This window comes from Candidatus Delongbacteria bacterium, from assembly GCA_041675285.1.
GTDB lineage: Bacteria > CAIWAD01 > CAIWAD01 > CAIWAD01 > CAIWAD01 > CAIWAD01.
The window spans coordinates 1-22663 of the sequence record JBAYTZ010000023.1 but is presented as its reverse complement, the minus strand read 5'-3'; the positions used below and the strand labels follow the sequence as shown (position 1 = coordinate 22663).

Genomic DNA, 22663 nt, shown 5'->3' with positions numbered 1-22663 from the left:
GGAATGAAAACCAAACACCAGATGCTCTGGCTGGGCGGCCTCGTGCTGGCCCTGTTGCTGGTTCTGCTCCATCCCTTCCTGAGCGGCCAGACCCTGCTGCCCTCGGACACGGTGAAGAGCCTGCCCTTCGCGCGTTTCGGCCATGCGCAGATGTTCGAGCACGGCCACGTGGTCCAGTGGATCCCCTACCTGTTCGGCGGCATGCCCTGCTACGCCAGCCTGATGGTCACGCCGTCCTATCTGGTGTCGGTGGTCAGCTCCTGGGGCCTGGGCAGCCTGCTGCCCATCTTCAAGGATCCGGTGGTCCTGCACGTCTTCCACCTGCTGCTGCTGGGCTGCGGCAGTTTCCTCTACTTGCGCCGGCGCGAACTGTCCTGGCTGGCCGCGGGCTTCGCCGCCCTCAGCCTGACCTTCGGCACCACGCTGGTAGGGCTGATGGGCGCCGGCCACACCATCAAGCTCTGGACCGTGTGCTGGATGCCGCTCAACCTCTACCTGCTGGAGGGCCTGCTGACGGACAAGCGTCTGCGCGCCCTGCCCGTGGCGGCCCTGGGTCTGGCCATGCTGCTCAGCGTGAAGCACATCCAGATGAGCTGGTACTTCCTGCTCTTCGCCGGGGTCTACACGCTGGTGCGGCTCTGGCAGATGCGCGGCGAACCCGGCCGTCCCTGGCTGGGCGCCGGGCTGCGGGCTCTGGCCTGGGTGGGAGTGGCCCTGGCGCTGGTCGCCTTCCTCTATCTGCCCGTGCTGGAGTACTCGGAGATGAGCATGCGCTCGGGCTCCCTGTCCGCCGTGGCCGGCGGCAGCTACGCCGAAGCCTATTCCTTCCCGCCCTCAGACCTGTTCAGCTGGTGGGTGCCGGGCGCCAAGGGCTTCGGCGGAGCCAATTACTGGGGCGCGCTGGAATACACGGCCTTTCCGCTCTATGCCGGAGCCTTCTGGCTGCCCCTGCTGGCCGTGGCATTCTGGAAGGCCGAGGACCGGCGGCGCATCTGGCCCTGGCTGCTGCCCTCCCTATTGCTGCTGATCCTGGGCCTGGGCCGGCACACGCCGCTCTTCGAGCTGCTGGTGAAGGGTTTGCCCGGTTACGCCAAGCTGCGGGCCCACATGTGGGCGCTGGCCCTGACCCAACTGGGGTTGATTTTCAGCGCGGGCGTGGGCCTGGACCGCCTGCTGAAACTGGGCGCCGACGCCGCGGGCGCCAAGCTCCGCCGCGGCTTGCTGGGCGTGTCTCTAGGCGCGCTGGTGCTGGCCGGGTTGTTCTGGGGCGCCCGGCCGGACCCGACCAAGGGCCTGCCGCCCGGGACCTCCTACAGCAACCCGCGCGACACGGCGCTGATCCAGAACTACCTGATCCAGCAGGGTCAGGAACCGCGCCAGGACTACGTGGACATGGTGCACGGCGGACTGCGCGCGGCCCGCGCGGCCCAGGCCCGGGGCGACGCGGCGCGCACGCTGCTGTTCGTGGCCCTGGCCGGCGGGGCGCTCTGGCTGCACGCCCAGCGCAAGCTGCCCACCGCCGGGCTGGCGGTCTGGCTGGGCCTCTTGACCGCGGCGGACCTGGTCTGGGTGGATCGCCAAACCCTGGTCTTCGAACCGCGCGGCAATCCCGAGCAGCTGTTCCGGCCCCGGGGCGCGCTGGCCGAACTGGCGGCCCTGCCGGAGAAGGAGACCTTCCGGATCTGGCCGGACGGCGTCTACGGACAGAACGAGCCGGCCTGGCACGAGCTGCACAGCATCGAGGGCTACCACGGGGCCAAGCCTGCGGGCATCCAACAGGTGCTGACGGAGGGCCGGGTGAATCTGCCCGACGGCTCGGGCAGCAGCCTGCATCCGGCCTGGCTGGACCTGCTCAACGTGCAATGGGTGATCAGCCGCTCGCAGTTGCCCTGGCTGCAGGCCGTCGGCCGTTTCGAAGACGGCTTCCTGTTCCACAACCCCGGCGCGCTGCCCCGGCTGTCCTTCCCCGCCGGCTGGGAGGCCGTGGCGGGCGACCAGCAATTCGAGCGGGTGATGAACGGGCTGGATCCGCGCGCGCTGGCCGTGCTGGACCCGGCTCCGGCCCTGCCGGCCGCGTTGGGCAGTGGCCAGGGGCGCGTGCTGAGCTACGAGCCCGACCGGGTGGAATACTCCATCACCTGCGCCGGCCCGACGCTGGCCCTGCTCTCGGAGATCTGGCTCCCCAAGGGCTGGGTCGCCACCCTGGACGGCCAACCCGTGCCCGTCCTGCGGGCCAACCACCTGTTGCGCGCCGTGGCCCTGCCGGCGGCGGGGGATCATCGCCTGGTGCTGGAGTACCGGCCCCAGGGCTGGGTGATCGGGCGCTGGATCTCGCTGATCACGCTGCTGCTGCTGCTCCTGGTCCGCTTCGGCTGGCGGCGGCACCATCCGCCGGCCGCTGGAGAGCCGGAAGCCGCGCGCCCGGCGTGAAGCCTTGGCTAGCGGTGCGGGTCGCGGCCCCTGCTTCGGTGGATATGCCCCAATGAGGGGTGGTTCAATCCACCGCAGCCGCTTGGGAACCGGAGCCGGCTCCCCGCCCGATTGTGTTCAACTTGTGCGGTTCCTGGACAATCCCCTTGGCCTGATTGGGGAAGAGGAGTCCGGGAGTCCTTGGTCTGCTTGAACTTCGCTCCCCCCAACTGCTTGGCATGGGCTTTGCTTTAGCATTGCTCAGCAAAATCGGAATTGCGATGAGGCCGCTTGGAGCCCGCTTGGGGATTGCCCGATGGGGGTCGAGGTGATTCAAACGGTGGGGCGGGCTTCGAAACAGATGGGGGACGCAGTATGAAGCAGCGTGCGATCAAGCAAGTGTCTGGAATCCGCAAACAGGTTGACCTGTATTTCTCGTCGCCCTTGTTCCTGCTGATTCTGGTGGCAGCTTTCATGCTGATGTAATTGTCTTTTTCAGCTTCATCGACTTTCCGCGCCCGGCTTACCACCGGGCGTTCTTCTTTTCTGACGGTCCATAGTGGATTCTCGCGCGGGGCCGGGGTGCGGATTGCATTCCCTGCGCCCAATCTCAACATTCAGAGCAGCGGGCCACGGCTCCCGAACGGGGCATGCGGCGAAAGCTGGGTCACAGGGAAACGCGCCCGGCGGGTGGCAGTCAGTGCCGCTTCCGCTTCCCCAAACAGGAGGAATCATGAAGCGATCCATGCTCGGGCTGGGGCTCACCCTGTCCGCAGTCTCGTTGTTGTACGCCGCCGATCTGGCGCCGCTGGGCATCCGGCAGGATGTGGAAGCCTGGCACGTGGGATCCGTGGCCGCGGGCCGGGGTCCGGCCGCCGCGTTCTGGAACCCCGCCCTGCTGGGCTACGAGCAAGGCACGACCCAACTGGAGTTCATTTTCTCAGGCGAGGCTGAGGATCATCCCCAGACGGATGAACTGGGCGTGTTCGCCAACCTGGGCGGGCTGGGCTTCGGCATGATCCACGAGGAGAGCCCGGCGGGCCTGTTTGTCAACCAGTACCGGCTGGGACTGGGCTTCGGGGCGCGGGGCAGCTACACGGGTCTGGCCTATGGCTGGAGCGTGGGCAACGTCGACGCCGGCAAGACGCCGGATCAACTCGTCCTCTCCAGCCTGAACCAGCCCCATCGCTACGTCAGCGTCGGTTCGACGGTGACCTGGGCCCTGGGCCAAACCTATCAGCAGCCGCGGACCTTGCTGGAAGCGGGCCTGGCCCTGCGTCCCTTCACGGATCGCGTGACCTTTTCCGTGGACGGCGCTTGGCGCTTCGACGACGAGGCCTACATCGAGCGCTCGGCCGAGTATTGGGCCGGCGTGGAAGTGGAACCCGTCGACTACCTGCGCCTGAGTGCGCGCAAGCATCTGGACACGGACGACATCGTCTTCCAGGCCGGGCTGAACCTGCGCCACCTGAGCCTGGGCGCCATCCTGCCTGACGCGGAGTCCGACGCCGAGCCGGGTCCCGGCACGCGCTACTCCGTGCTGTTCAGCGACCGCACCTTCAACAAGGGTCTGGCGCTGAGGCACAAGAAGCAACTCTTCGCGCGGATCGAACTGGCGGGCATGGCCGGCGAGTATCCCTGGCTGATGATGGGCCAGAAGTTCCAGCTGCACAAGTTCCTGACCCAGATGGACGCGGCGGAGAAGAATCCGCGCCTCAAGGGTCTCTTCCTCAACATCCGGCCGGACTTCCAGGCGGACATGGCCCTGCTGCGCGAGATCCGCGAGCGGATCATCGAGTACAAGGCCAAGACCGGCGGCGAAGTGGCCGTCTACTGCCACGGCCACAGCCTGGGGACCCTTTACCTGGCCTCCGTAGCCGACCGGCGCGCCATGCTGCCCATCGGCGAGGCGCAGATCGACAACATGGGCCGCGAGCGCCTCTACATGGCCGACGCCTTCGAGGAGGCCGGGCTCGATTTCGTGCGCTTCAACGTCGGGGCCTACAAGGGCGCGGGCGAGGATCTGGATCAGAACGCCATGTCCCCGGAAGTGCGCCAGAACGTGGGCGCCTGCCTGACCGACATCTACAACCACGTCACGGAGGGCATCCGCGACGGCTACGGCCTCAGCCAGGCCCAGTTGGACGAGCTGCTCTCCCACTGGTTCGTGACCCGCGACCAGCTGATGGAAATGAAGCTGGTGGACACGCTGCTCTACGACGATCAAGTGGAGGACTGGGTTTGCCGGCGCGAACCCAGCGACGACGACGAGGACAAGAAGGCCGTCGGTCTCACCATTTCGCTGGGCTTCGACATGAAGGACCTGGAGAAGCTCAAGGGCGACCGGGTGGTCTCGCTGGCCTCCTTCACGGAGCGGCCGATCCACCGCCGCTGGGGCGTCAAGCCCGAGATCGCCGTGATCTACGCCTCCGGCCCGATCTATTCCGGCCGCAGCCTGGGCCCCTTGGCCATCGGCGACGAGACTCTGATCCAGCAGTTCAAGGCGGTGCGCGAGGACGACAACGTCAAGGCCGTGGTCTTCCACATCGACAGCCCTGGCGGCAGCGGCTACGCCTCGGATCTGGTCTGGCGGGAGATGGAACGCCTCAAGAAGAAGAAGCCCCTGATCGTGGTCCAGGGCTTCGTGGCGGCCTCGGGCGGCTACTACCTGTCCATGTCGGCGGACACCATCCTCTCCTCGCCCACGACCATCACCGGGTCCATCGGCGTGGCGGCGGGCCTGTTCTTCGACAAGGGCCTGATGAACAACGCCAAGCTGCGCCAGGACGGCGTCTGGGCCGGCAAGAAGGAGAGTTTCGGCGGCACCATGGTCGCGGCGCCGCTGGATTTCAAAGCGGGTTCCGCCCAACTGCGCATGCCGCCCCTGCCGATCTTCGGCCGCGAGCTCACCGAGACCCAGTCCCTGGAGCTACATGCGATGATCAAGGACTTCTACAAGGACTTCGTCCAGAAGGTGGCCGATTGCCGCAGCAAGTCGTGGGACGACGTGCATGGCATCGCCGAGGGCCGAATCTGGTCCGGCCCCGCGGCGCAGAAGCTGGGTCTGGTGGACGGTCAGGGCGGCCTGCGGGACGGCATCGAACTCGCCCGTCTCAAGGCCGACTTGAAGAAGGAAGACGTCAAGATCCGGGAGATCCATCCCGATCTCTCCTTTGCGGACATCATCCAGCTCCTGCAGATGCTGGGGCAGGGTGGCGGCATGAGCGCGGCGCAGCAGCGCCTGTTCGACGAGCAGGTGGGTCTGACGCAGGACATGCGCCTCTCCATCCTGGGCTCGGGCAAACCGGAGATGTTGTTGGATGACCAGCCGTACCAAGGCTTCGGCTGGTAGGAATGGCGGCCGGGGCGGGTCACCGCCCCGGCTTTTCTTTATATGGGAGGCACATGAAGAAGCAAAGTGGACGGACGATCGGCGCCTTGGTGGCGCTGGTCGGGTTGCTGCTGGTGATGGGGTGCATGCCGGGGAAGGGCAGCCTGAGTGCGGCCGACAAGGCCGCCATGGCGCCCTATGTGGGTGTCTGGCAGGACTTGGAGACCCTCTCGCTGACCACCGTGGTGTTGAAGGCGGACCAGTTGCAGGTGCAATCCGTGGTGGACGCGGACGGGGAGAACTTCCCGGTGACGGCCCAGAAGTGGGACGGCACGGTCCTCAGCTGGACCTATCACGTGCCATCCAGCGGCTACAACGTCCGCATCGCCACCACGGGTCTGGACGGCGACATCCTCAACAGCACGTGGGCCAACGACGAAGCCAGCGGCACGCAGGAATTCAAGCGGCTCAAGTAGCCCGGACCGGGGAGCGGCGGCGGGGCGCAGAGGCAATCCGCGGGACGACTCTTGCGCTCCTTCCTGTCCTTTGGTACACTTGGGGCCTTCTGCCGCGTTCGTCTAGTGGTTAGGACGCTGGCCTCTCACGCCGGTAACACGGGTTCGAATCCCGTACGCGGTATGAGTCACGTGAGACGAAGACCTGCCCTCGGGCAGGTCTTTTCGTTTTTGGATCAGCGCAGCGGATGCCGGGGCCGGGGATCCATCCCGATGGTCCGCTGGCGCCGCGGCAGCCGGTCGTTGGCTTGTCCATTGGGATGACACTGCAGACAGGCCTGGCTCTCCCAGCTGTACCCGCCCACCTCGTCATGCTCGCCGTCCATCTCGCTGCGCGAATGCTCGTGACAGCCCAGGCAGCTGAACTCCGCGTAACTCGCCGAATTGGAGTGGCAGTCCGTGCAGCTGGACCATTCGCCGCGATGCTCGCCGGAGTAAATGGGGAAGAAGCTCTGGTCGTGGTTGAAAGTGGCGCCGGTCCAACTTGCGGTGCTGTGGCAGCTGGCGCAGGCCAGCGGGAAATCCGCCGCCGTGTGATTGGGGTTGCTGGTGGCCTGGTAGTCGTCCAGATGGCAGGACTGGCAGTCGCTGGGGGTGCCCGTGTACTGCCCGTTGCTGTGGCAGGCGGCGCAGCTGACGCCGACGTGGGCGCCGCTGAGCGGGAAGTCCGTCAGCCCGTGGTCGAAACTGGCGGGCTGCCAGGCCGTGGTGCTGTGGCAGACGGCGCAGGTCTGGGGGTATTGGCCAGCCTGGTGGTCCGGATTGAGGGCGGCCTGGAAATCCGCCTGATGGCAGCTCCAGCAATCCGAGGGCGCGCTGCTGTAGGGCTGGGCCATGTGACACTGCGCGCAGGCCACGCTGCGGTGGGCGCCGGTCAGGGGGAAGTCCGTCGCGTCGTGGTTCAGGCTGGAGGGCCGCCAGGCCGTGGTGCTGTGGCAGGTGGCGCAGGTGGTGGGGTATTCGCCCTCCACGTGGTCCGGCCCCTCCAGGTACTCCGTCTGGTGGCAGGAATAGCAGTCGGAGGGGAGGCCCTGGAAGGTCCCACCCACGTGGCAGGCCGTGCAGGGCGTGCCCACGTGGGCGCCGGTCAGCGGGAAGCTCTCATGCTGAAAGCCCGCGGCGTCGTTCCAGCGGGAGGTGTGATGGCAGGAGCGGCAGTCGGTGCCCAGCTGGCTGGCCTGGTGGGGCGGGTTGAGCGTGGACTGCCAGGTGCCGAAGTGGCAGTCCGAGCACTCCGTGGGCGTGGCGGCGAACTGCGCCGCGCCGCTGCCCGAGTGGCAGCGGTCGCAGGCCAGCTGGCCGTGGGCCCCCGTCAACGGGAACTGGCTGCGGTCGTGTCGCCGGCGCAGCAGAGCGGAATCCAGCCAGCGCTCCGGGCTGTGGCACTCCCGGCAGCCCTCGCCCAGGCTGCCCTGATGCACGTCCAGGTGGCAGCTGGTGCAGGACGTGCCCGTGCCCTGGAAGTGCAGGTCCGTGTGACAAGTGAGACAGGCCACCTGGGCGTGTCCGCCCTCCAGCGGCCAGGCCGTGTTCAGGTCGTGCTGGAAGTCCGGCTCGGAGCGCAGGGTCCAGGCCTCCGTGGAGTGGCAGAGCGAGCACTCCAGCGTCAGCGGGCCGTGGGGACTCTCGAGGCCCCAGGCCGCGCCCGCCAGCAGGGTGAGCAGCAGTCCGGCGAACTTCATGTCATCCGTCCATGCGGCTGAATTTCAGGTTCAAATCGCCCCGCAGCCCGACGCGCAACTCGCGCAGCCAAAGGCCCTCCTCGCGCTGCAGCAGTCCGCCGCCCTCCCAGCGCAGCGTCCGCCACAAGCGGCCGCGGGCGTATAGACTGCCGTTCCAGCCCGTCACCTGGCGCTCCGACTGGTCCAGTCGCCAACCGCGCAGCGCCAGCTCCAGCTCCGGCCAGGACGCCGGGGCCCCGGACAGGCGCAGCTCCAGATCCTGCCCCGTGCTGAGTGGCCCCAGATAGGCCAGCAAGCTGGCTCCCACCCGCTTGAGCAGGCCGGCGCGGGGCGCGAGGGAGCCATTGACCTCCAGCAGGCGCTCCAGGTCGCCGTCCAGCCGCTCGCCGCGGCCCTGGGTCCGCAGCTGCAGCCAGGTGGCGCCCCACTGCCGGGACACGGCCAGCTCCAGCAGCTGGCTCTGGCGGTCCTCCACGCGGGGGCCGGCCAGCAGATCCTCCGGGATCACCACCGGCATGGTGTTGAGTTGATGGCGGCCCTCGACCTGCCAGGCGGCCTCCTGCCAGCGCAGGCGCGTGGAGGAGAACTGGCTGACGGCGCGGTCCCACTGGTTCTGCTCGCTGAATTCCGCGCGCAGCCAGTGCTCCAGGCGGCCCTTCTGCAGAAAGCGCAGCTGGTTGCTCCAGGAGGCGCCGGCGGTGGCGACGCCCGCGCCGCTCTGCTCCCAGCGGGCCTTCAGGTCGCTGCTCAACGGACCCTGCCGGGGTTGCCAGCGCAGGCGTCCGCCCGCGCCGCCGGCCCGCTCGCCCACCTGATCCACGGCCGCCGGCCGGCTGCCCGCGGACAGGCCCCAGCTCAGGTCGCGGCGTCCCGCACTCTCCAGCGCCAGGCCGTCCACCGGCCCGGGCAGGGCGCCCCGTCCGTCGGCCATCCGGCCGGCCTCCCAGGCCACGCCTCCGCGCAGCACAGTTCCCGCCAGCGAGAATTGATCCACCCAGCCTTCCTGATCCGCCTGCGGGCTCCACTCGCTGCGGTTGCGCAGCTGCAGCGAGAGGACCAGGTCCTTTTGCTGGGCCAGTCCCATTCGCAGACCCAGGGCCTGGCGGCCGCGGGTGGAGGACTCCGCGTCCAATTGGGTGCGCGTGCCGTCCAGGCGCCACCAGCCCTTGATCCACGGACCGTGCAGCGCGGCGGAGCGCTCCAGGGCCGCCACGGCGGCCGGCGGCAATTCTGCCGACGGCAACTCGCCCGCGGCCGGCGCGCGGACGGTCAGGCTGTCCGGGACGACGGCGGGGGTCAGCTCGAACCAGACGGGATCGCCCACGCGCACGTCGGCCCCCGCGGGGGAGACCCGGCAGGAGGCCTTGCCCGAACTGACGAAGAGCACCTCCAGCTCGGCGCGCCGGCCGTCCAGGGCGCGCAGCTCGCCCTTCAGGCCCACGCTCAGGCCCTCCGAGGCCCCGGCCCCGAGATAGACCACGTCGCTGGCCAGCGCGCTGACCGGCACCTGGACGGGCGCGGCACGCAGGCCCGCGGCCAGGATCAACACCAGGAGCAGGCGGCACCAGCCGGGGCGGGCGGACTGTCTCATCGCAGGGGCTCCTTCATTCGCAGATCCAGTCCATGGCGCGGTTGCAGGCCGTGGCGCAACTCGCTGCCGTCGGGATGGCAGTTCAGACAGGCGTGGCTCTCCCAAACGTAATCAGGGACATCATCTAAATCGTGTTCCCCGTCCATCTCGGATTGGGAGTGCTCGTGGCAATGCGTGCAGCTGAAGTCGTTCAGATCGTTGCCCAGGTGGCAGCTGGCGCAGGTCTCCCACTCGTCCCGGTGGTCGCCCGTGTAGATGGGGAAGTAGCCCGCGTGGTTGAAACTGGAATTCCAGCCCGCCGCCGTCGTGTGACAGGAGGCGCAGTCCGTGGGATAGCCGTGGGTCTCGTGCTCGGGACTGGCGGCGTTCTGGTAGTCGGTCTGGTGGCAGAAGTAGCAGTCCGTGGGGGTGTTCTCGTACTGGCCGTTCACGTGGCACTGGGCGCAGCTGACAGTGGTGTGGGCCCCAGTGAGCGGGAAGTTCGTGCTGCTGTGGTTGAAGGTGGCTCCGTCCCACTCGGCCGTGCTGTGACACAGGGTGCAGTCGTGCGGGTACTGGCCGGCGACGTGGTTGGGATCCGTGACGGACTGGAACTCCGGTTCATGGCAGCTCCAGCAGTCCGCCGGCGTGCCAGCGTACTGGCCGTTCACGTGACAGGAGGCGCAGCTGACCACCACGTGGGCCCCGGTGAGCGGGAAGTCCGTCAGCGCGTGGTCGAAGGTGGAGGGGCTCCAGGCCGCGGTCGTGTGACACTCGGTGCAGGACTGGGAGAACTGGTTGGTCTCGTGATCCGGATCGGTGGTCGCGCGATACTCGGGCTCGTGGCAGTTCCAACAGGCTCCGGGCAAGTCCGTGTACTGGCCGCCCACGTGGCAGGCCACGCAGCTGACGGCGACGTGGGCGCCGGTGAGGGGGAACTCGGTCAGCGTATGGTCGAAGGTGGAGGGGCTCCAGGCCGTGGTCGTGTGACATTCGGTGCAGGACTGGGAGAACAGGTTGGCCTCGTGGTCGGGCTCCGTGGTCGCGCGGTAGTCGGGTTCATGACAGTTCCAGCAGGCCCCGGGCAAGTCCGTGTACTGGCCGCCCTCGTGGCAGTCCACGCAGCTGACGGCGACGTGGGCGCCGGTGAGCGGAAACTCGGTCAGCGTGTGGTCGAAGGTGGAGGGGCTCCAGGCCGTGGTGGTGTGACAGTCGGTGCACGATTGGGAGAACAGGTTGGTCTCGTGGTCGGGCTCCGTGGACTCGCGGTAGTCCGGCTCGTGGCAGTTCCAGCAGGCGCCGGGCAGCTCCGTGAACTGGCCGCCCACGTGACAGTCGGCGCAGGAGACCGCCGTGTGCGCGCCGTCCAGCGGGAAGTCCGTCAGATCGTGGTTCAGGATCGCCGGGTCCCAGGCGGACTCGTCGTGGCAGAGCACGCAGTCCTGGGGAAAGAGTCCGGTGGCGTGGGCCGGATCCGTGCTCTCCGCGTAGTCGGGCTGGTGGCAGCTCCAGCAGTCCGTCGGGTTGTCCGCGTACTGTCCGTTGGTGTGACAGGCCGCGCAGGAGACGGCGACGTGGGCGCCCCGCAGGGGGAACAGCGTGGCCTGGTGGTCCAGCGTGGAGGGGTTCCAGGCGCTCTCATCGTGACAACTGCGGCAGTCCTGGGGGAAGGCGCCGGCCAGGTGGGCCGGATCCGTGGTGGCCTGATACGCCGGCTCGTGGCAGCTCCAGCAGTCCGTGGGCGTGAAGGCCACCTGGCCGCCCACGTGGCAATCCGAGCAGAGGGTGGTGCGGTGGGCGCCCTGCAGGGGGAAGTCGGTGGTCTGGTGGTCGAAGGCGGCCTCGTTCCAGCCAGTCTCGGCGTGGCAGAGGGCGCAGTCGGTGGGATAGCCCTGCTCCTGGTGCGGCGGGTCAAGCGCAGCCTGGAAGTCCGTCAGGTGACAGGACGAGCAGAGTGCGTCGGTGCCCGCGTATTGGTTCTGCTGGTGGCAAGCGGCGCAGGAGACGGCGGCGTGCAGGCCGTTCAGCGCGTACCCCGTGGCCACGGCGTGGTTGAAGGAACTGGGTTGCCAGCCGGCTGCGCCGTGACAGGCGGCGCAGTCTTGGCCGAAGTCCGCCGCCGCGTGGTCCGGGTTGGCCGAACTCTCCCAGGCGGGCAGGTGGCAGTCCACGCACCCGGAGGGAGTGCCGGCGAAGCGGCCGCCCTGATGGCAGGCCGAACAGGACTGGGTGGCGTGGGCGCCGGCCAGGGGGAAGGCGTCGTGCCGGAAGCCCTCGGCGCTGGACCAGCGGGTGGTGCCGTGACAGGTGGAGCAGGCTCCGCTGAGCCCGCCGGCCACGTGGTCGGGCTGGGTGGCGGAGAGGAAATCGCCCTGGTGACAGGCCGCGCACTCCAGCGGGGCCGAGGCGAACTGGGAGCTTCCGGATCCGTTGTGACACGCGGCGCAGTCCACCCGGCGGTGGGCCCCGGTCAGCGGGAAGAGGGTGCGCTCGTGGCGGGCCTGCAGGCGCGAGCGGTCCAGCCAGCGCTCCGGGCTGTGGCAGTCCAGGCAGTCCATTCCCAGTCCGCCCTGGTGCGGGTCCTGGTGGCAGTCCAGGCAGGCGCTACCCGTATCGGTGAAGCGATTGTCCAGGTGGCAGGTGCCGCAGGCCACCAGCCGGTGCATGCCTTCCAGCGGATAGGCCGTGTCCACGTCGTGGTCGAAGGCCGCGTCCGTGCGGAGGGCCCAGCCGCTGGTGGAGTGACAGCGCGCGCAATCCAGTTCGATGGGACCGTGCGGCCCCTGCTTGACGGCGCCCGCCGCCAGCGAGCAGAACAGCAGCAGGATGAGGGACAGGGCGCGCATCTCAATCCTCCGTGGCGGTACCGTGGCAATCCTCGCAGCGGATGCCCAAAGGTTTGTAGCGGACGAAGCTCCCCTGGCCGTCCTGCTCGCGTAGGTGACAGGCCGCGCAGGCCACGTTCTTGTGGCGGCCGTCCAGGGGGAAGCGCGTCTTGTCGTGGGAGAAGATGCTCTCCTTCCAGCCGGCCGGCGTGTGGCAGAGCGCACAATCCACGCGTGAACCGGGAGCCGCCTGGAACTGGCCGCGGTGCGGATCCTCGTGACAACCCGCGCACTGGCGCTCGAGGCCCTTGAGCGGAACCACGGGGGGAGTGTCGGCCTTGTGGCAGGCGGCGCAGCCCGCCTGCGCGTGCCGCCCCTGCAGGGCGAACTCGGTGCGGCCGTGGTCGAAGCCCTGCACGGGCCAGTCCTGCAGGTCGTGACAGGCCAGGCAGCCCGCGTCGCCCAGCCAGGGCTTGGCCTGGCCGCCGTGGACGTCGGCGTGGCACTCCGCGCAGGCCTGGCCGCTGAAGCCCAGACCGGCCATGCGGAAGCGCAGGGGCTCGGCGGGTTGGGCCGCTTTGTGGCAGTCCCCGCAGGCCACGGCCTGGTGGGCGCCCTGGAGCGGGGCCTTGCTCTCCTGGTGCTGGGTCAGCCCGAAGCCGGAGGGCTTGAAACGCCGGGTGTCGTGGCAGGACGAGCAGGCCCGGCGGGGTTCGGTCCTGCTGAACTGCCCGGCGTGCGGATCCTCGTGGCAGGGCGCGCAATCCTGGAAGCGCGGCTTGCGGCGCCCCGGCTCCGGGCCCTTGTGGCACTGGGCGCAGGTCAGGTCCTGGTGGGCGCCGGTGAGGGGATAGCGCGTGCGGGAGTGGTCGAAGGCCTTGCCGTCCGAGACGAAGGAGGCCGTGTTGTGGCAGCTGGCGCAATCCGTGCCCAGCTGGCCCTCGTGGGGATCCCGGTGGCAGTCCGTGCAGCGCGTGTAGGCCAGCGGCTTGTAGCGCACGGCCGGCCCGGCGGCGGGTTTCTCCACCACGGTGCCGCTCGCCTTGGCGCGGGGCAGGTCGGTCTTGTGACACGCGGCGCAGGCCACGCGCTCGTGCGCCCCGGTCAGGGCGAAGCGGGCCTTGTTGTGGTCGAAGCGCGGCTGGTTCCAGTCGCGGGCGTCGTGGCAGGAGGCGCAGTTGGTGCCCAGCTGGCCCTGGTGCTCGTCGCGATGGCAGGCGCGGCAGTCGCCGGACAACCCGAGGTAGCTGCGCGCCGGGTTCAAATCCTTGCGCTTGGCCGTCTCCGGGGCCATCAGCGCCGGGCGGTGGCAGTCCCGGCACTTGGTCTCGGAGTGCCGGCCCTCCAGCTCCCAGCCGGTTTCCACGTGGCTGAAGGCCTTGTCGCCCTTCTCCCAGAAGATCAGCTGGAAGTCCCGGCCGTGGTGGTCGCTGTGGCAAACCACGCAGTTCGAGGCCTTCACGCGCTTGCCGGCGTGGAAGCCTTTGCCAGCCTGGATGCGCGTGTTGAGCGCGCCGTGACACGCCAGGCAGCGGGCTCCGTCCACAGGCTTGCCCAGTTCGTGACACTGCGTGCACTTGGTAAGCCCCTCCAGCTGCTGGTGGGGCTTGGCCAGCTTGCCCGGGGAGAGCTGGGCCCGGACCGGCAGCACCAGCAGCAGACAGAACAGCAACCCGTGCAGTGTCGCCCGGATCATGCGGCGTCTCCCCGTTTCACGTGCTGGCCGAAGTGGGTGTCGATGATGATGCCCGCCTGCTGCAGGAGGCCGGTGGGCAGCTCGCCGCCGATCTGCACCAGCACGAGTCCCGCGGGCAGCAGCTGGGGCGCGCCGTTCTCCTCGATCTCCAGGCCATCGGCGAGGACGCGCAGCGGGCGGGAATTGAGGTGCAGGCGGACCGTGCCCTGGGCCTGGGCCGCGCGCAGCGCCTCCTGGTTGGCGGGCCGAGCCCGGGAGAAACTCTCGCTGCGGTGTACCAGCGCCACGCCGGCCGCGCCCGCGCCGGCCAGCCGCAGGGCCGCCTCGATAGCCGAGTCGCCGCCGCCCACCACCACGCAGGACTCGCCGCCGAAGGCGTCCGGATCCCGCAACTGGTAGTGGACGTGGGGCAGCTCCTCCCCCGGCACGCCCATGCGCCGCGGCGTGCCGCGCCGGCCGATGGCCAGCAGCACGCGCCGGGCGGCGTGCTCCGTCCGGGCCCCGTCGGAGCGCCGGCCCAGGACGCGGAAACCGCCGGACTCCGGCCGCACCTCCAGCACCTGCTCCTGGCAGCGGATCTCCGGCCGGCGGGCCTCCAGCACGGTCTGGAAGCGCTCCAGCAGCTCCTCCTTGCTCACTTCCCGGGTCAGCCAGGGGGACTCGCCGGGCAGGCACATGGGCTGGGTCATCACCAGCTTGCGGCGCGGATAGTTGAGGATCGTGCCGCCCGGGGAGTCCTGCTCCAGCACGCGCACGGACAGCCCGGCGCGCTGGGCGGCCAGGGCGGCGGAGATGCCCGCCGGGCCGGCCCCCACCACCAGCAGGTCCACGCGCGGCTCCCCGCACGTCTCGGCGCCCGGCTTCTCGGCGGACAGTGAGGCCGCCAGGGCCTCCACCGCCTGCCGGCCCTGGGTCACGGCGTTGCGGATCAGCCCCATGCCACCCAGCTCGCCGGCGATGGAAATGCCGGGTACGTTGGTCTCGAAGGTCTCGCGCACGCGGGGCAGGTCCACGCCGCGGCGGGCCGTCCCGAAGACCAGGTCGATGGCCTCCACCGGGCAGGCGGCCTCGCAGGCGCCGTGACCGATGCAGGCGCTGGCGTTGATCAGCACGGCGCGGTTGTTGACCAGGCCCAGCACGTGCTTTTCCGGGCAGGCCCGGACGCAGGCGCCGCTGCCGATGCAGCGCCCGGGGTCGATGCGCGGATGCAGGCTGGCGGGCTCGGTCAGACCCCGGGCCCGCGCCTCCTCGAGCCGGTGCTGCATCTCGCCGCTCTGGCGGGCCTCCCGCCGCAGGTAGAGCCAGACGACCAGGGCGCAAAGCGCGCCGCTGGCCAGGTAGAGCAGGGCTTCGCCGCTCATGTGGGCAGCCCGTGGCTGGAGGTGAAGAGCAGGGCGACCACGATGTGGATCAGCATGAACAGGACCATGATGAAGGCGAAGGGCCGGTGGAAGACGTGCCAGTAGTGGAGCAGACGCTTGGCCGCGTCCAGGGCGCCGCGCCGGCGCTGCAGCACTTCCAGCCGCCGCAGGGCCTGCAAGGCCATGGTCGGGTCGCCCACTCCCGCGGCCTGCAGCTCGCGCCGCCAGGCGCTCCGCCGCGCCCACCAGCCCAGGTCGTCGCGCAGCCAGGAGGCCAGTCCACCCGCCGGACCGGCCAGCCGCGCGCGGATGGCCAGCGGCAGTCGTTCCCACTCCAGCCCGGCTTCGGCCAGCAAGTTGTCCTGGCGCGACTGGATGCCCCGGCTGTCCAGCTCCTCGCCGCTCTCGTCGCGGGGAATCTGCAGGTAGAGGTAGCGTCCCAGGACGCCCGAGACGGCCACGGCGGTCATGGACCAGAAGGAGAAGGAGACCAGCCCGCCCACTTTGAAAGCGGAGTGCAGCAAGATGAGCAGGGGTCCGCTGAGCCCCATCCAGATGTGGACGTCCAGCCAGGTGCGCAGGGAGCCCCAGCGCGCGAGCGCCTTCCAGCGCTTGCGCGGGATGTAGAGCAGCAGCAGGACGATCAACAGCGAACCCGCGACGCCCAGCGGATGGCCCAGCGCGCCGCCCGAGGTCAGCCGGGCGTAGTCGGGATGCCGCGGCCGCGCGGCCGCGTCCAGCCGGTAGAAATCCCAGCCCTGCAGGAACCACCAGGCGATGGCCGCCAGGCTGGCCACGTAGAGCAGCACCAGCCACCAGCGAATGCGGGCCTCAGGAGTTCGGGCCATCCGGTGCGTCCTCCGTTGCCAATTGATAATGCGCGTGGCGCCGCTTCAGCCACATCACCCCGAAGGTGTCCAGAATGCCCACCCAGAGGCGGTTGCCCACGCCGTACTTGGACACGCCGCGTTGGCGCGGGCGGTGCGCCACCTCCAGCTCCACCAGGCTCCAGCCATCCAGCCGGATCAGGGTGGGCAGGAAGCGGTGCATGCCCTTGAAAGGCGGCAGGTGCCGCGCGCACTCCCGGCGGAACACGCGGATGGCGCAGCCCACGTCGGCCACGCTCTCGCCGGTCAGGGCATTGCGCCAGCTGTTGGCGACCCGCGAGGACACCCTGCGCAGCCAGCTGTCCCGGCGGACGGCCCGCCGTCCGTTCACCAAATCGGCGCCGCCGGCGCGCTGCAAGGCGATCATCCGCGGCAGGTCGGCCGGGTCGTTCTGGCCGTCGCCGTCCAGGGTGCCCAGCAGGCGGCCGCGGGCCTCGTCCAGCCCAGCCAGCAGCGCCGCGCTCTGGCCGCAGTTGCGCGCCAGCCGCAGCAGCCGGTGGCGGGGCTGGGCGGTCGCCAGCCTCCGCACGCAGCCCGCCGTGCCGTCCCGGGAACCGTCGTCTACCCAGAGGCACTCCCAGTCCAGCCCGGCCAGGGCGGACTCCACCTCGGCCGCCAAGGCGGCGACGGACTCTTCCTCATTGTAAAGAGGGATGATCAGACTGAAATCGGGCGTGGACATGGCACCCCGTGTTTGGCTATGGTCGGTCCGGGCTCGCACTGGCCGGAGGCCCCACGCGCGCCAGCACCCATCTTCGTTGATGATCGGCCTGGAAGGGGTCCCGCTGCATCCGGCGCAACACGATATCCATCGGCACGGGCAGATCTTTCAAATCCTGCTCCTGGCTCAGCAGCCAACCACCCCGGGGCAAGAGTCGGGCCAGATCCTCCACCGTGCGGGCCGGCCGGACCGGCCGCCGCAAGTGGAAGGAGGCCGAGTAGCGGTCGTTGCGCCAGTTGACCAGCGGCCGTCCGTCCGTGGCCAGCGCCGCGGCCTCCAGGTAGAAGGCCTTGGGGCTGCGGTAGGCGTCCAGCGCCGGCAGCAGGCTGAAGGCCCCGCCCAGCAGGACCGTCAACAGCACCAGGCCCCAGCGGGCCAGGCTGCCGCGTACGGGCGGCCGCCACCAGAGGGCCAGCGCCGCCAGGGCCAGAACCCAACCCGCCAGCAGGGCCGGAGAGAAGGTCAGCCAACCCCGGGCCGTCAACAAGAGAAGAGCTGCGGGAAAAAGCAAGGCGAGCAGGACCGTCAGGACACCCAGCAGCCGGTCGCGCCAACGGCTCCAGCGGCCGGGCGGACCCGCCGCGAGAACCAGCAGGGCCGCCGCCGGGGCCAGGGAGAGCAGATAGTGCCCGCGCTTGCTGGCCGCCAGGCTGAGGAAGAGCACGCCGGCGCCCAGCCAGAGCAGGGGGATGCGCCGGGTTCGCTCCCGCCAGACGCGCGGGTCCAGCCAGAGCAGGGCGGGCAGGAAGACCGCCAGCTGCGGCAGATAGTACCACCAGGGCTCCCGGTGGACCTGGAACCCGGCGTCGGTCACGCGGGCGACGCTCTCCCCCAGCCAGATTTGCAGGGCGTCCGGGTGCCGGGCCAGCACCAGCAGGAACCAGGGCAGCACCAGGGGCAGCTGGCCCAGCAGCAGCCAGAGCCAGTCCGCCGCCCCCAGCCGGCGCCGCTGGACGGGCAGCCCGCTCTCGAAAGCCACGAGGCCCAGCAGCGGAAAGATCCAGCCCAGCGGCCCCTTCACCAGAAAGCCCAGACTCAGCGCGACGATGGGCAGCAGCAGACCGGGCCAGGAGCGGGGCTGCCCTCGGGGCGGCAGGCGCAGCACGCCGGCCACGGCCCAGAGACCGCAGGCCAGCAGCAGGGGTTCGGTCTCGGCATTCAGGCTCATGGCCAGGAAGAGGGGCAGGCCCAGCAGGGCCAGGGCCGCCTCTTCCGGCGTGTGGTCCGGCGGCGACCCCACTTCCGCCAGGTCCTCCGCGTAGGAGCGGGCCAGGGAGAGCATGGCCAGCCAGGCCAGCAGGGCGGCCAGCAGCGCCGGTAAACGCACGGCCCACTCGGAGACCCCGAACAGGGCCATGGAGCCGGCGCCGGCCCAATAGAGCAGCGGCGGCTTGGTCAGGAAGGGTTCGCCCAGCAGGGTGGGCACCAACCAGTGGCCGTCCTCGAGCACCTCGCGGGCCACCTCGGCGCGCCGGGCCTCGCCGTGGGCGCCCCAGAAGCTCTTGTGGAGGGAGACAGCCTGGAGGGCCGTCAACAACAGGAGGGCCCAGAGCCAATCCCGCCGGCGGCTCATCACAGCCGGGCCGAACCGGTCTCGACGACTTCGACGTGGCTCCGGTGGAGGAGGACCAGGTTGCGCCCGTAGGCCAGCAAGCCCACGGCCTGCCCGCTGACGATGACCCAGTCGTGGCGCCAGGTCGCGTACAGCAACAACAGAGTGGAGCCCAGCAGGCTGATCCACCAGAATGTGGCCGGCAGGTCCACCTTGCCCGAGCGCTCGGCCCGCCACCATTGCAGAGGGAAGCGGGTCAGGAAGATCAGCTGCCCGGCCCAGCCCACCAACATCCAGGGGGAATGGTCCAGCTTCAGGCTGAGCAGGCAGAGCAGCAGGAAACTGAGCGCGAGGCCGCCCAGGGCCAGCCGCAGGCTGGAAGTGGACAATGCCGCCTGGGGGCGGGATTCCAGGTGCAGGTTGCGCAGGTAGATGGCCAGATTGACCGCCTGACCCAGGATGATCACGGCGTCGTGGCGCAGGGCCGCGTAGCTGAGCAGGGCCAGGGCGCCCAGGACGCTGAGCAGCCAGAAGCCCGCGGGGATGGTGCTGCGGCGCAGCTTTTCGGACATCAGCCACTGCAACAGGGAGCGCACGAAGTACGCCCCCTGTCCCAGCCAGCCGATGGCATGCAGCAAATCCATCCAACTCCCCTGTCTGGACAGGCAATCGTGAATCCGGTTCGAGCTCGCCCCAACCTAGGGCCGGGGCGGCCCCGGCGCAATGCGTCATCCGTGCGACTTCCCTACTTTCCTCATGACAGTAGGGAAGATCGCCATGGCCTTTTCTCATCGACTCTTCGAGCATCGCCTGCTGATCGCGGGCTACTTCACCCTCTGCACGGTCTTCCTGGTGGGGGATCCCCTGCTGGATCTGCAGGGCGGCGAGAGCCTGCTGCACATCCTGGTGGAAACCAGCATGGCCACGCTGATCATGGCGGGCGTGCTGGTCATCGTCTGGGACATGCGGCAGGAGCGCAAGCGCCGCCGCCGGCTGGAGGCGGATCTGCTGGACGCCCACAGCGACGTGGCCCGCTGGCGCCAGGAGGCCCAGGCGCTGCTGGCCGGGCTGGGATCGGCCATCGACCGCCAATTCCAGCGCTGGGGGTTGACCCCGGCGGAGCGCGACGTGGGCATTCTGTTGCTCAAGGGTCTCAGCCACAAGGAAGTGGCGGACATCCGGAAGACCAGCGAGCGGACCGTGCGTCAGCAGGCTCGGGAATTGTACCGCAAGGCGGATGTGGGCGGCCGGGCCGAACTCTCCGCCTGGTTCCTGGAGGACCTTCTGCTGCCGGATTCGGCGGCCCAGCACAAAGAAGCCGCCCCGGAGCCAGTGGCGGCGGAGCCGGACGCGGACGAGGAGGACGCATGAGCGCGGCCTCCCTGCGGCCGCTGGCGGAGGCCAGTTTCCGGCTGGAGGTCCGGGCCGGCAAGGGCGTGCCGCGGCCCCTGAACGAGCCGGGCCGGGCGGATCCGGGCGAAGGCTACAGCTGGAGCCACCTGCTCCGCGAGCAGCCCGATTCTCGGGCCTGTCTGGCGGCATCCGGCCTGGAGCCGCTGATCCAGGAGGCCCTGCTGACCCCGGAGACCCGGCCGCGCTGGCTGAGCCTGGGCAGCGGCTTGCTGGTGGTGTTGCGCGGTGTGAACCTCAATCCGGGCGCGGAGCCCGAGGACATGGTGGCGCTGCGGGTCTGGCTGGAACCCGGGCGGGTGATCTCCGTGCTGGGCCGGCCGATGTTCGCGGTCCAGGATCTGCAGCGCTCCCTGCTGGAGGGCGTGGGTCCGGTGGATCCCGGCGCCTGGCTGGCGGCCGCGGTGCGCACCATCCTGGATCGGCTGGGTCCCGTCATGGACGAGCTGGGGGAGGACGGCGACCTGCTGGAGGAGGAGGTGCTGCGCAATCCCAAGGCCGGCCTGCGCCGGCGCGTGGGCCAGCACCGGCGGGCCTGCATCGAGATCCGGCGCCACCTGGCCCCCATGCGCGAGGTGGTCACGGCCCTCTCGCTGGAGCCGGACACCCTGCTGGGTCCCGTGGAGCGCGCCCACCTGCACGAGGCCTCGGACCGCCTGATCCGCATCGTGGAGGATTTGGACACCCTGCGCGACCGGGCCGCCGTCACCCACGACGAACTGAGTTCGCACCTGTCCGACAAGATCAACTCCACCATGTTCCTGCTCTCGCTGGTGGCGGCGATCTTCCTGCCCCTCAGTCTGTTGACCAGCCTGCTGGGCATCAACGTCAACGGCATTCCCGGGGCCGACAGCCCCTACGCCTTCCTGACGGTCTGCCTGATCCTGCTTGGGGTGGGCGGGCTGGAGGCCCTGTTCTTCTTCTTGCGCTTCTGGCGAAAGGACCGCTGATGGACACCTGCCACGCCAGCCTGACGCCGCTGTTCCACAACAACCGCGCCTGGGCCGCCGGCATGCGCGCGGCGGATCCCGACTTCTTTACGCGTTTGGTGGATCAGCAGAATCCGCGCTGGCTCTGGATCGGCTGCTCGGATTCGCGCGTGCCCGCCAACCAGATCATCGGGCTGGATCCGGGCGAGGTCTTCGTGCATCGCAACGTGGCCAACCTGGTGCAGCCCGGCGATCTGAACTGCATGTCCATGCTGCAGTTCGCCGTGGAGGTGCTGCGCGTGGAGCACGTGATCGTCTGCGGCCACTACGACTGCGGCGGCGTGCGCGCGGCCCTGGAGGACAGCGCCCACGGCCTGGTGGACTACTGGATCTGGAGCATCCGCGAAATGCGCACGCGGCACGCGGCGGGTCTGGCGGGGCTGGCCGGCCGGCAGCTGCGGGACACGCTCTGCGAACTCAACATCATTGAACAGGTGGAGCGCCTGGCCAAGACCAAGATCCTGCGCGAGGCCTGGGAGCGCGACTGGCCCGTCCAGGTGCACGGCCTGGTCTACCGGCTGGCGGACGGTCTGATCCAGGACCTGGGCGTCAGCCTGGATTGCTCCGGCTCACAGATCGAGCGGGTGCGCGCGGCCGAACAGGCCTGCCTGGTCCGTGGCCGGGCGCAGGGCGAATAGGAGAGACCCCGATGGCGGAACGGAGCATCGTCGTGGGCGGCATGAACTGCGGCCACTGCACGGCACAGGTGAAAAAGACCCTCGAATCGCTGGCCCCGGGGCTGGCAGCGGAGGTGGAGCTGGAGCGCGGCCGGGTGCGCTTGAGCGGGGACGCGCTGCCCGACGCGGCGACCCTGGCGGAGGCTCTCTCCCGGGTCGGCTTCACCTACGGCGGCGTGCTGGATGAGTGAGCCCCGCTACCTGAACCTCGGGTTGGAGGCGCGCAGTCCGCAGGCGGCCTATCACCTGCTGACCGCGCTGGTGATTCCCCGGCCCGTGGCCTGGATCAGCAGCCTGAACCCGGACGGCGGCGCCAACCTGGCGCCTTTTTCCTTTTTCAACTGCATCTGCGCGGATCCGCCCCTGCTGCTGGTGAGCTTCGCCCGGCGGGACGGCGGGCCCAAGGACACGGTGCGCAATCTGCGCGAGCGGCCGGAGTTCGTGGTGAACCTGCCCGGCCGGGCCCAGGCCCGGGAGGTGTTCGAGAGTGCGGCCGAGCTGCCCTACGGCGAGAGCGAACTGACGGCGCTGGGGCTGCACACCCTGCCGTCCGTGCGGGTGGCGGCGCCCCGGGTGGCGGGCACGCACACCCAGCTGGAATGTCGCGTGGAGCGCTGGCTGGAGCTGGGCAACGGCCCGGTGGACCTGCTGATCGGGCGGATCCTCGCCGCCCACGTGCGCGAGGACGCGCTGGACGAGCGCGGCCGGCCCCGGCCCGAAGTGCTGGATCCGCTGGCACGCCTGGGCGGCGGCCTGTTCGCGGGCCTGGACGAAGCCTTCAAGGTGGACCATGCTGGGACATGACGAGACCCCACGCGCCTGAAAATTCTCAACACCGGGTCACGGAGACACGGTGATGGCATTGGATTTGGTGCCAGACCGGTGCCAGACCGGTGCCAGGTCGGTGCCAGGCCGGTGCCAGACCGGTGCCAGGTCGGTGTCTGGCCGGTGCCAGGCCGGTGCCAGGCCGGTGCCAGGTCGGTGCCAGGCCGGTGCCAGGTCGGTGCCAGGCCGGTGCCAGGTCGGTGCCAGGCCGGT

Annotated in this window: 18 protein-coding genes and 1 tRNA gene; 9 read left to right on the top strand and 10 right to left on the bottom strand. The window is 69.7% G+C overall.

The annotated features are described in order from the left end of the window. Positions 1-3 precede the first annotated feature (3 nt). From WC326_15635 to WC326_15620, 4 genes are all read left to right on the top strand, one after another. Positions 4-2430 (top strand): hypothetical protein, encoded by a 2427-nt coding sequence (locus WC326_15635; protein ID MFA7332500.1) that lies wholly within the window; start codon positions 4-6, stop codon positions 2428-2430. A 712-nt stretch (positions 2431-3142) separates the two neighbouring features. Next, positions 3143-5761 carry a S49 family peptidase gene (locus WC326_15630; GenBank protein MFA7332499.1) on the top strand — a complete coding sequence of 873 codons (2619 nt, stop codon included), beginning with the start codon at positions 3143-3145 and terminating at the stop codon, positions 5759-5761. A 53-nt stretch (positions 5762-5814) separates the two neighbouring features. Then, positions 5815-6216 (top strand): hypothetical protein, encoded by a 402-nt coding sequence (locus tag WC326_15625; GenBank protein ID MFA7332498.1) that lies wholly within the window; start codon positions 5815-5817, stop codon positions 6214-6216. A gap of 91 nt (positions 6217-6307) precedes the next feature. Next, positions 6308-6379: transfer RNA gene (locus WC326_15620), tRNA-Glu, on the top strand. Positions 6380-6431: 52 nt separating this feature from the next. On the opposite strand, the gene WC326_15615 is transcribed toward WC326_15620, so the two are convergent. The 9 genes from WC326_15615 to WC326_15575 are packed head-to-tail and all read right to left on the bottom strand — an operon-like array spanning position 6432 to position 19193. Further along, positions 6432-7937, bottom strand: a complete 1506-nt coding sequence (locus WC326_15615; GenBank protein MFA7332497.1) for a cytochrome c3 family protein — start codon at positions 7935-7937, stop codon at positions 6432-6434. A 1-nt stretch (position 7938) separates the two neighbouring features. Further along, positions 7939-9528, bottom strand: a complete 1590-nt coding sequence (locus tag WC326_15610; GenBank protein ID MFA7332496.1) for a hypothetical protein — start codon at positions 9526-9528, stop codon at positions 7939-7941. Then, positions 9525-12353 carry a hypothetical protein gene (locus WC326_15605; GenBank protein MFA7332495.1) on the bottom strand — a complete coding sequence of 943 codons (2829 nt, stop codon included), beginning with the start codon at positions 12351-12353 and terminating at the stop codon, positions 9525-9527. The genes WC326_15610 and WC326_15605 overlap by 4 nt, the downstream gene beginning before the upstream one ends. A gap of 1 nt (position 12354) precedes the next feature. Next, positions 12355-14028: a cytochrome c3 family protein gene (locus WC326_15600; protein MFA7332494.1), complete on the bottom strand. Its 1674-nt coding sequence runs from the start codon at positions 14026-14028 to the stop codon at positions 12355-12357. Next, positions 14025-15389, bottom strand: coding sequence for an NAD(P)-binding domain-containing protein (locus WC326_15595; GenBank protein MFA7332493.1), 1365 nt, complete (start codon positions 15387-15389; stop codon positions 14025-14027). Before WC326_15595 ends, WC326_15600 begins: the two co-directional genes overlap by 4 nt. Continuing rightward, positions 15386-16237 carry a hypothetical protein gene (locus tag WC326_15590; protein MFA7332492.1) on the bottom strand — a complete coding sequence of 284 codons (852 nt, stop codon included), beginning with the start codon at positions 16235-16237 and terminating at the stop codon, positions 15386-15388. Before WC326_15590 ends, WC326_15595 begins: the two co-directional genes overlap by 4 nt. Beyond that, complete coding sequence (locus WC326_15585) at positions 16221-16958, bottom strand: glycosyltransferase family 2 protein (GenBank protein ID MFA7332491.1); 738 nt, start codon at positions 16956-16958, stop codon at positions 16221-16223. The genes WC326_15590 and WC326_15585 overlap by 17 nt, the downstream gene beginning before the upstream one ends. Positions 16959-16974: 16 nt before the next feature. Beyond that, the gene (locus WC326_15580) at positions 16975-18570 is read right to left on the bottom strand and encodes a glycosyltransferase family 39 protein (protein ID MFA7332490.1); all 1596 of its coding nucleotides are present in this window, start codon (positions 18568-18570) and stop codon (positions 16975-16977) included. Then, the gene (locus tag WC326_15575; protein ID MFA7332489.1) at positions 18570-19193 is read right to left on the bottom strand and encodes a lipid-A-disaccharide synthase N-terminal domain-containing protein; all 624 of its coding nucleotides are present in this window, start codon (positions 19191-19193) and stop codon (positions 18570-18572) included. The genes WC326_15580 and WC326_15575 overlap by 1 nt, the downstream gene beginning before the upstream one ends. 133 nt (positions 19194-19326) lie before the next feature. Between WC326_15575 and WC326_15570 the strand changes: the two genes are divergently transcribed. The 5 genes from WC326_15570 to WC326_15550 are packed head-to-tail and all read left to right on the top strand — an operon-like array spanning position 19327 to position 22429. Beyond that, positions 19327-19920 (top strand): helix-turn-helix transcriptional regulator, encoded by a 594-nt coding sequence (locus WC326_15570; protein MFA7332488.1) that lies wholly within the window; start codon positions 19327-19329, stop codon positions 19918-19920. Next, the gene (locus tag WC326_15565) at positions 19917-20909 is read left to right on the top strand and encodes a CorA family divalent cation transporter (GenBank protein MFA7332487.1); all 993 of its coding nucleotides are present in this window, start codon (positions 19917-19919) and stop codon (positions 20907-20909) included. The genes WC326_15570 and WC326_15565 overlap by 4 nt, the downstream gene beginning before the upstream one ends. Further along, positions 20909-21586: a carbonic anhydrase gene (locus WC326_15560; protein MFA7332486.1), complete on the top strand. Its 678-nt coding sequence runs from the start codon at positions 20909-20911 to the stop codon at positions 21584-21586. Before WC326_15565 ends, WC326_15560 begins: the two co-directional genes overlap by 1 nt. Before the next feature lie 11 nt (positions 21587-21597). After that, positions 21598-21816 carry a heavy metal-associated domain-containing protein gene (locus tag WC326_15555; protein MFA7332485.1) on the top strand — a complete coding sequence of 73 codons (219 nt, stop codon included), beginning with the start codon at positions 21598-21600 and terminating at the stop codon, positions 21814-21816. Continuing rightward, positions 21809-22429, top strand: coding sequence for a flavin reductase family protein (locus tag WC326_15550; protein MFA7332484.1), 621 nt, complete (start codon positions 21809-21811; stop codon positions 22427-22429). Before WC326_15555 ends, WC326_15550 begins: the two co-directional genes overlap by 8 nt. 36 nt (positions 22430-22465) lie before the next feature. On the opposite strand, the gene WC326_15545 is transcribed toward WC326_15550, so the two are convergent. Beyond that, positions 22466-22663, bottom strand: a 198-nt coding sequence (locus WC326_15545; protein MFA7332483.1) for a hypothetical protein, incomplete at its 5' end; no start/stop codon positions are given.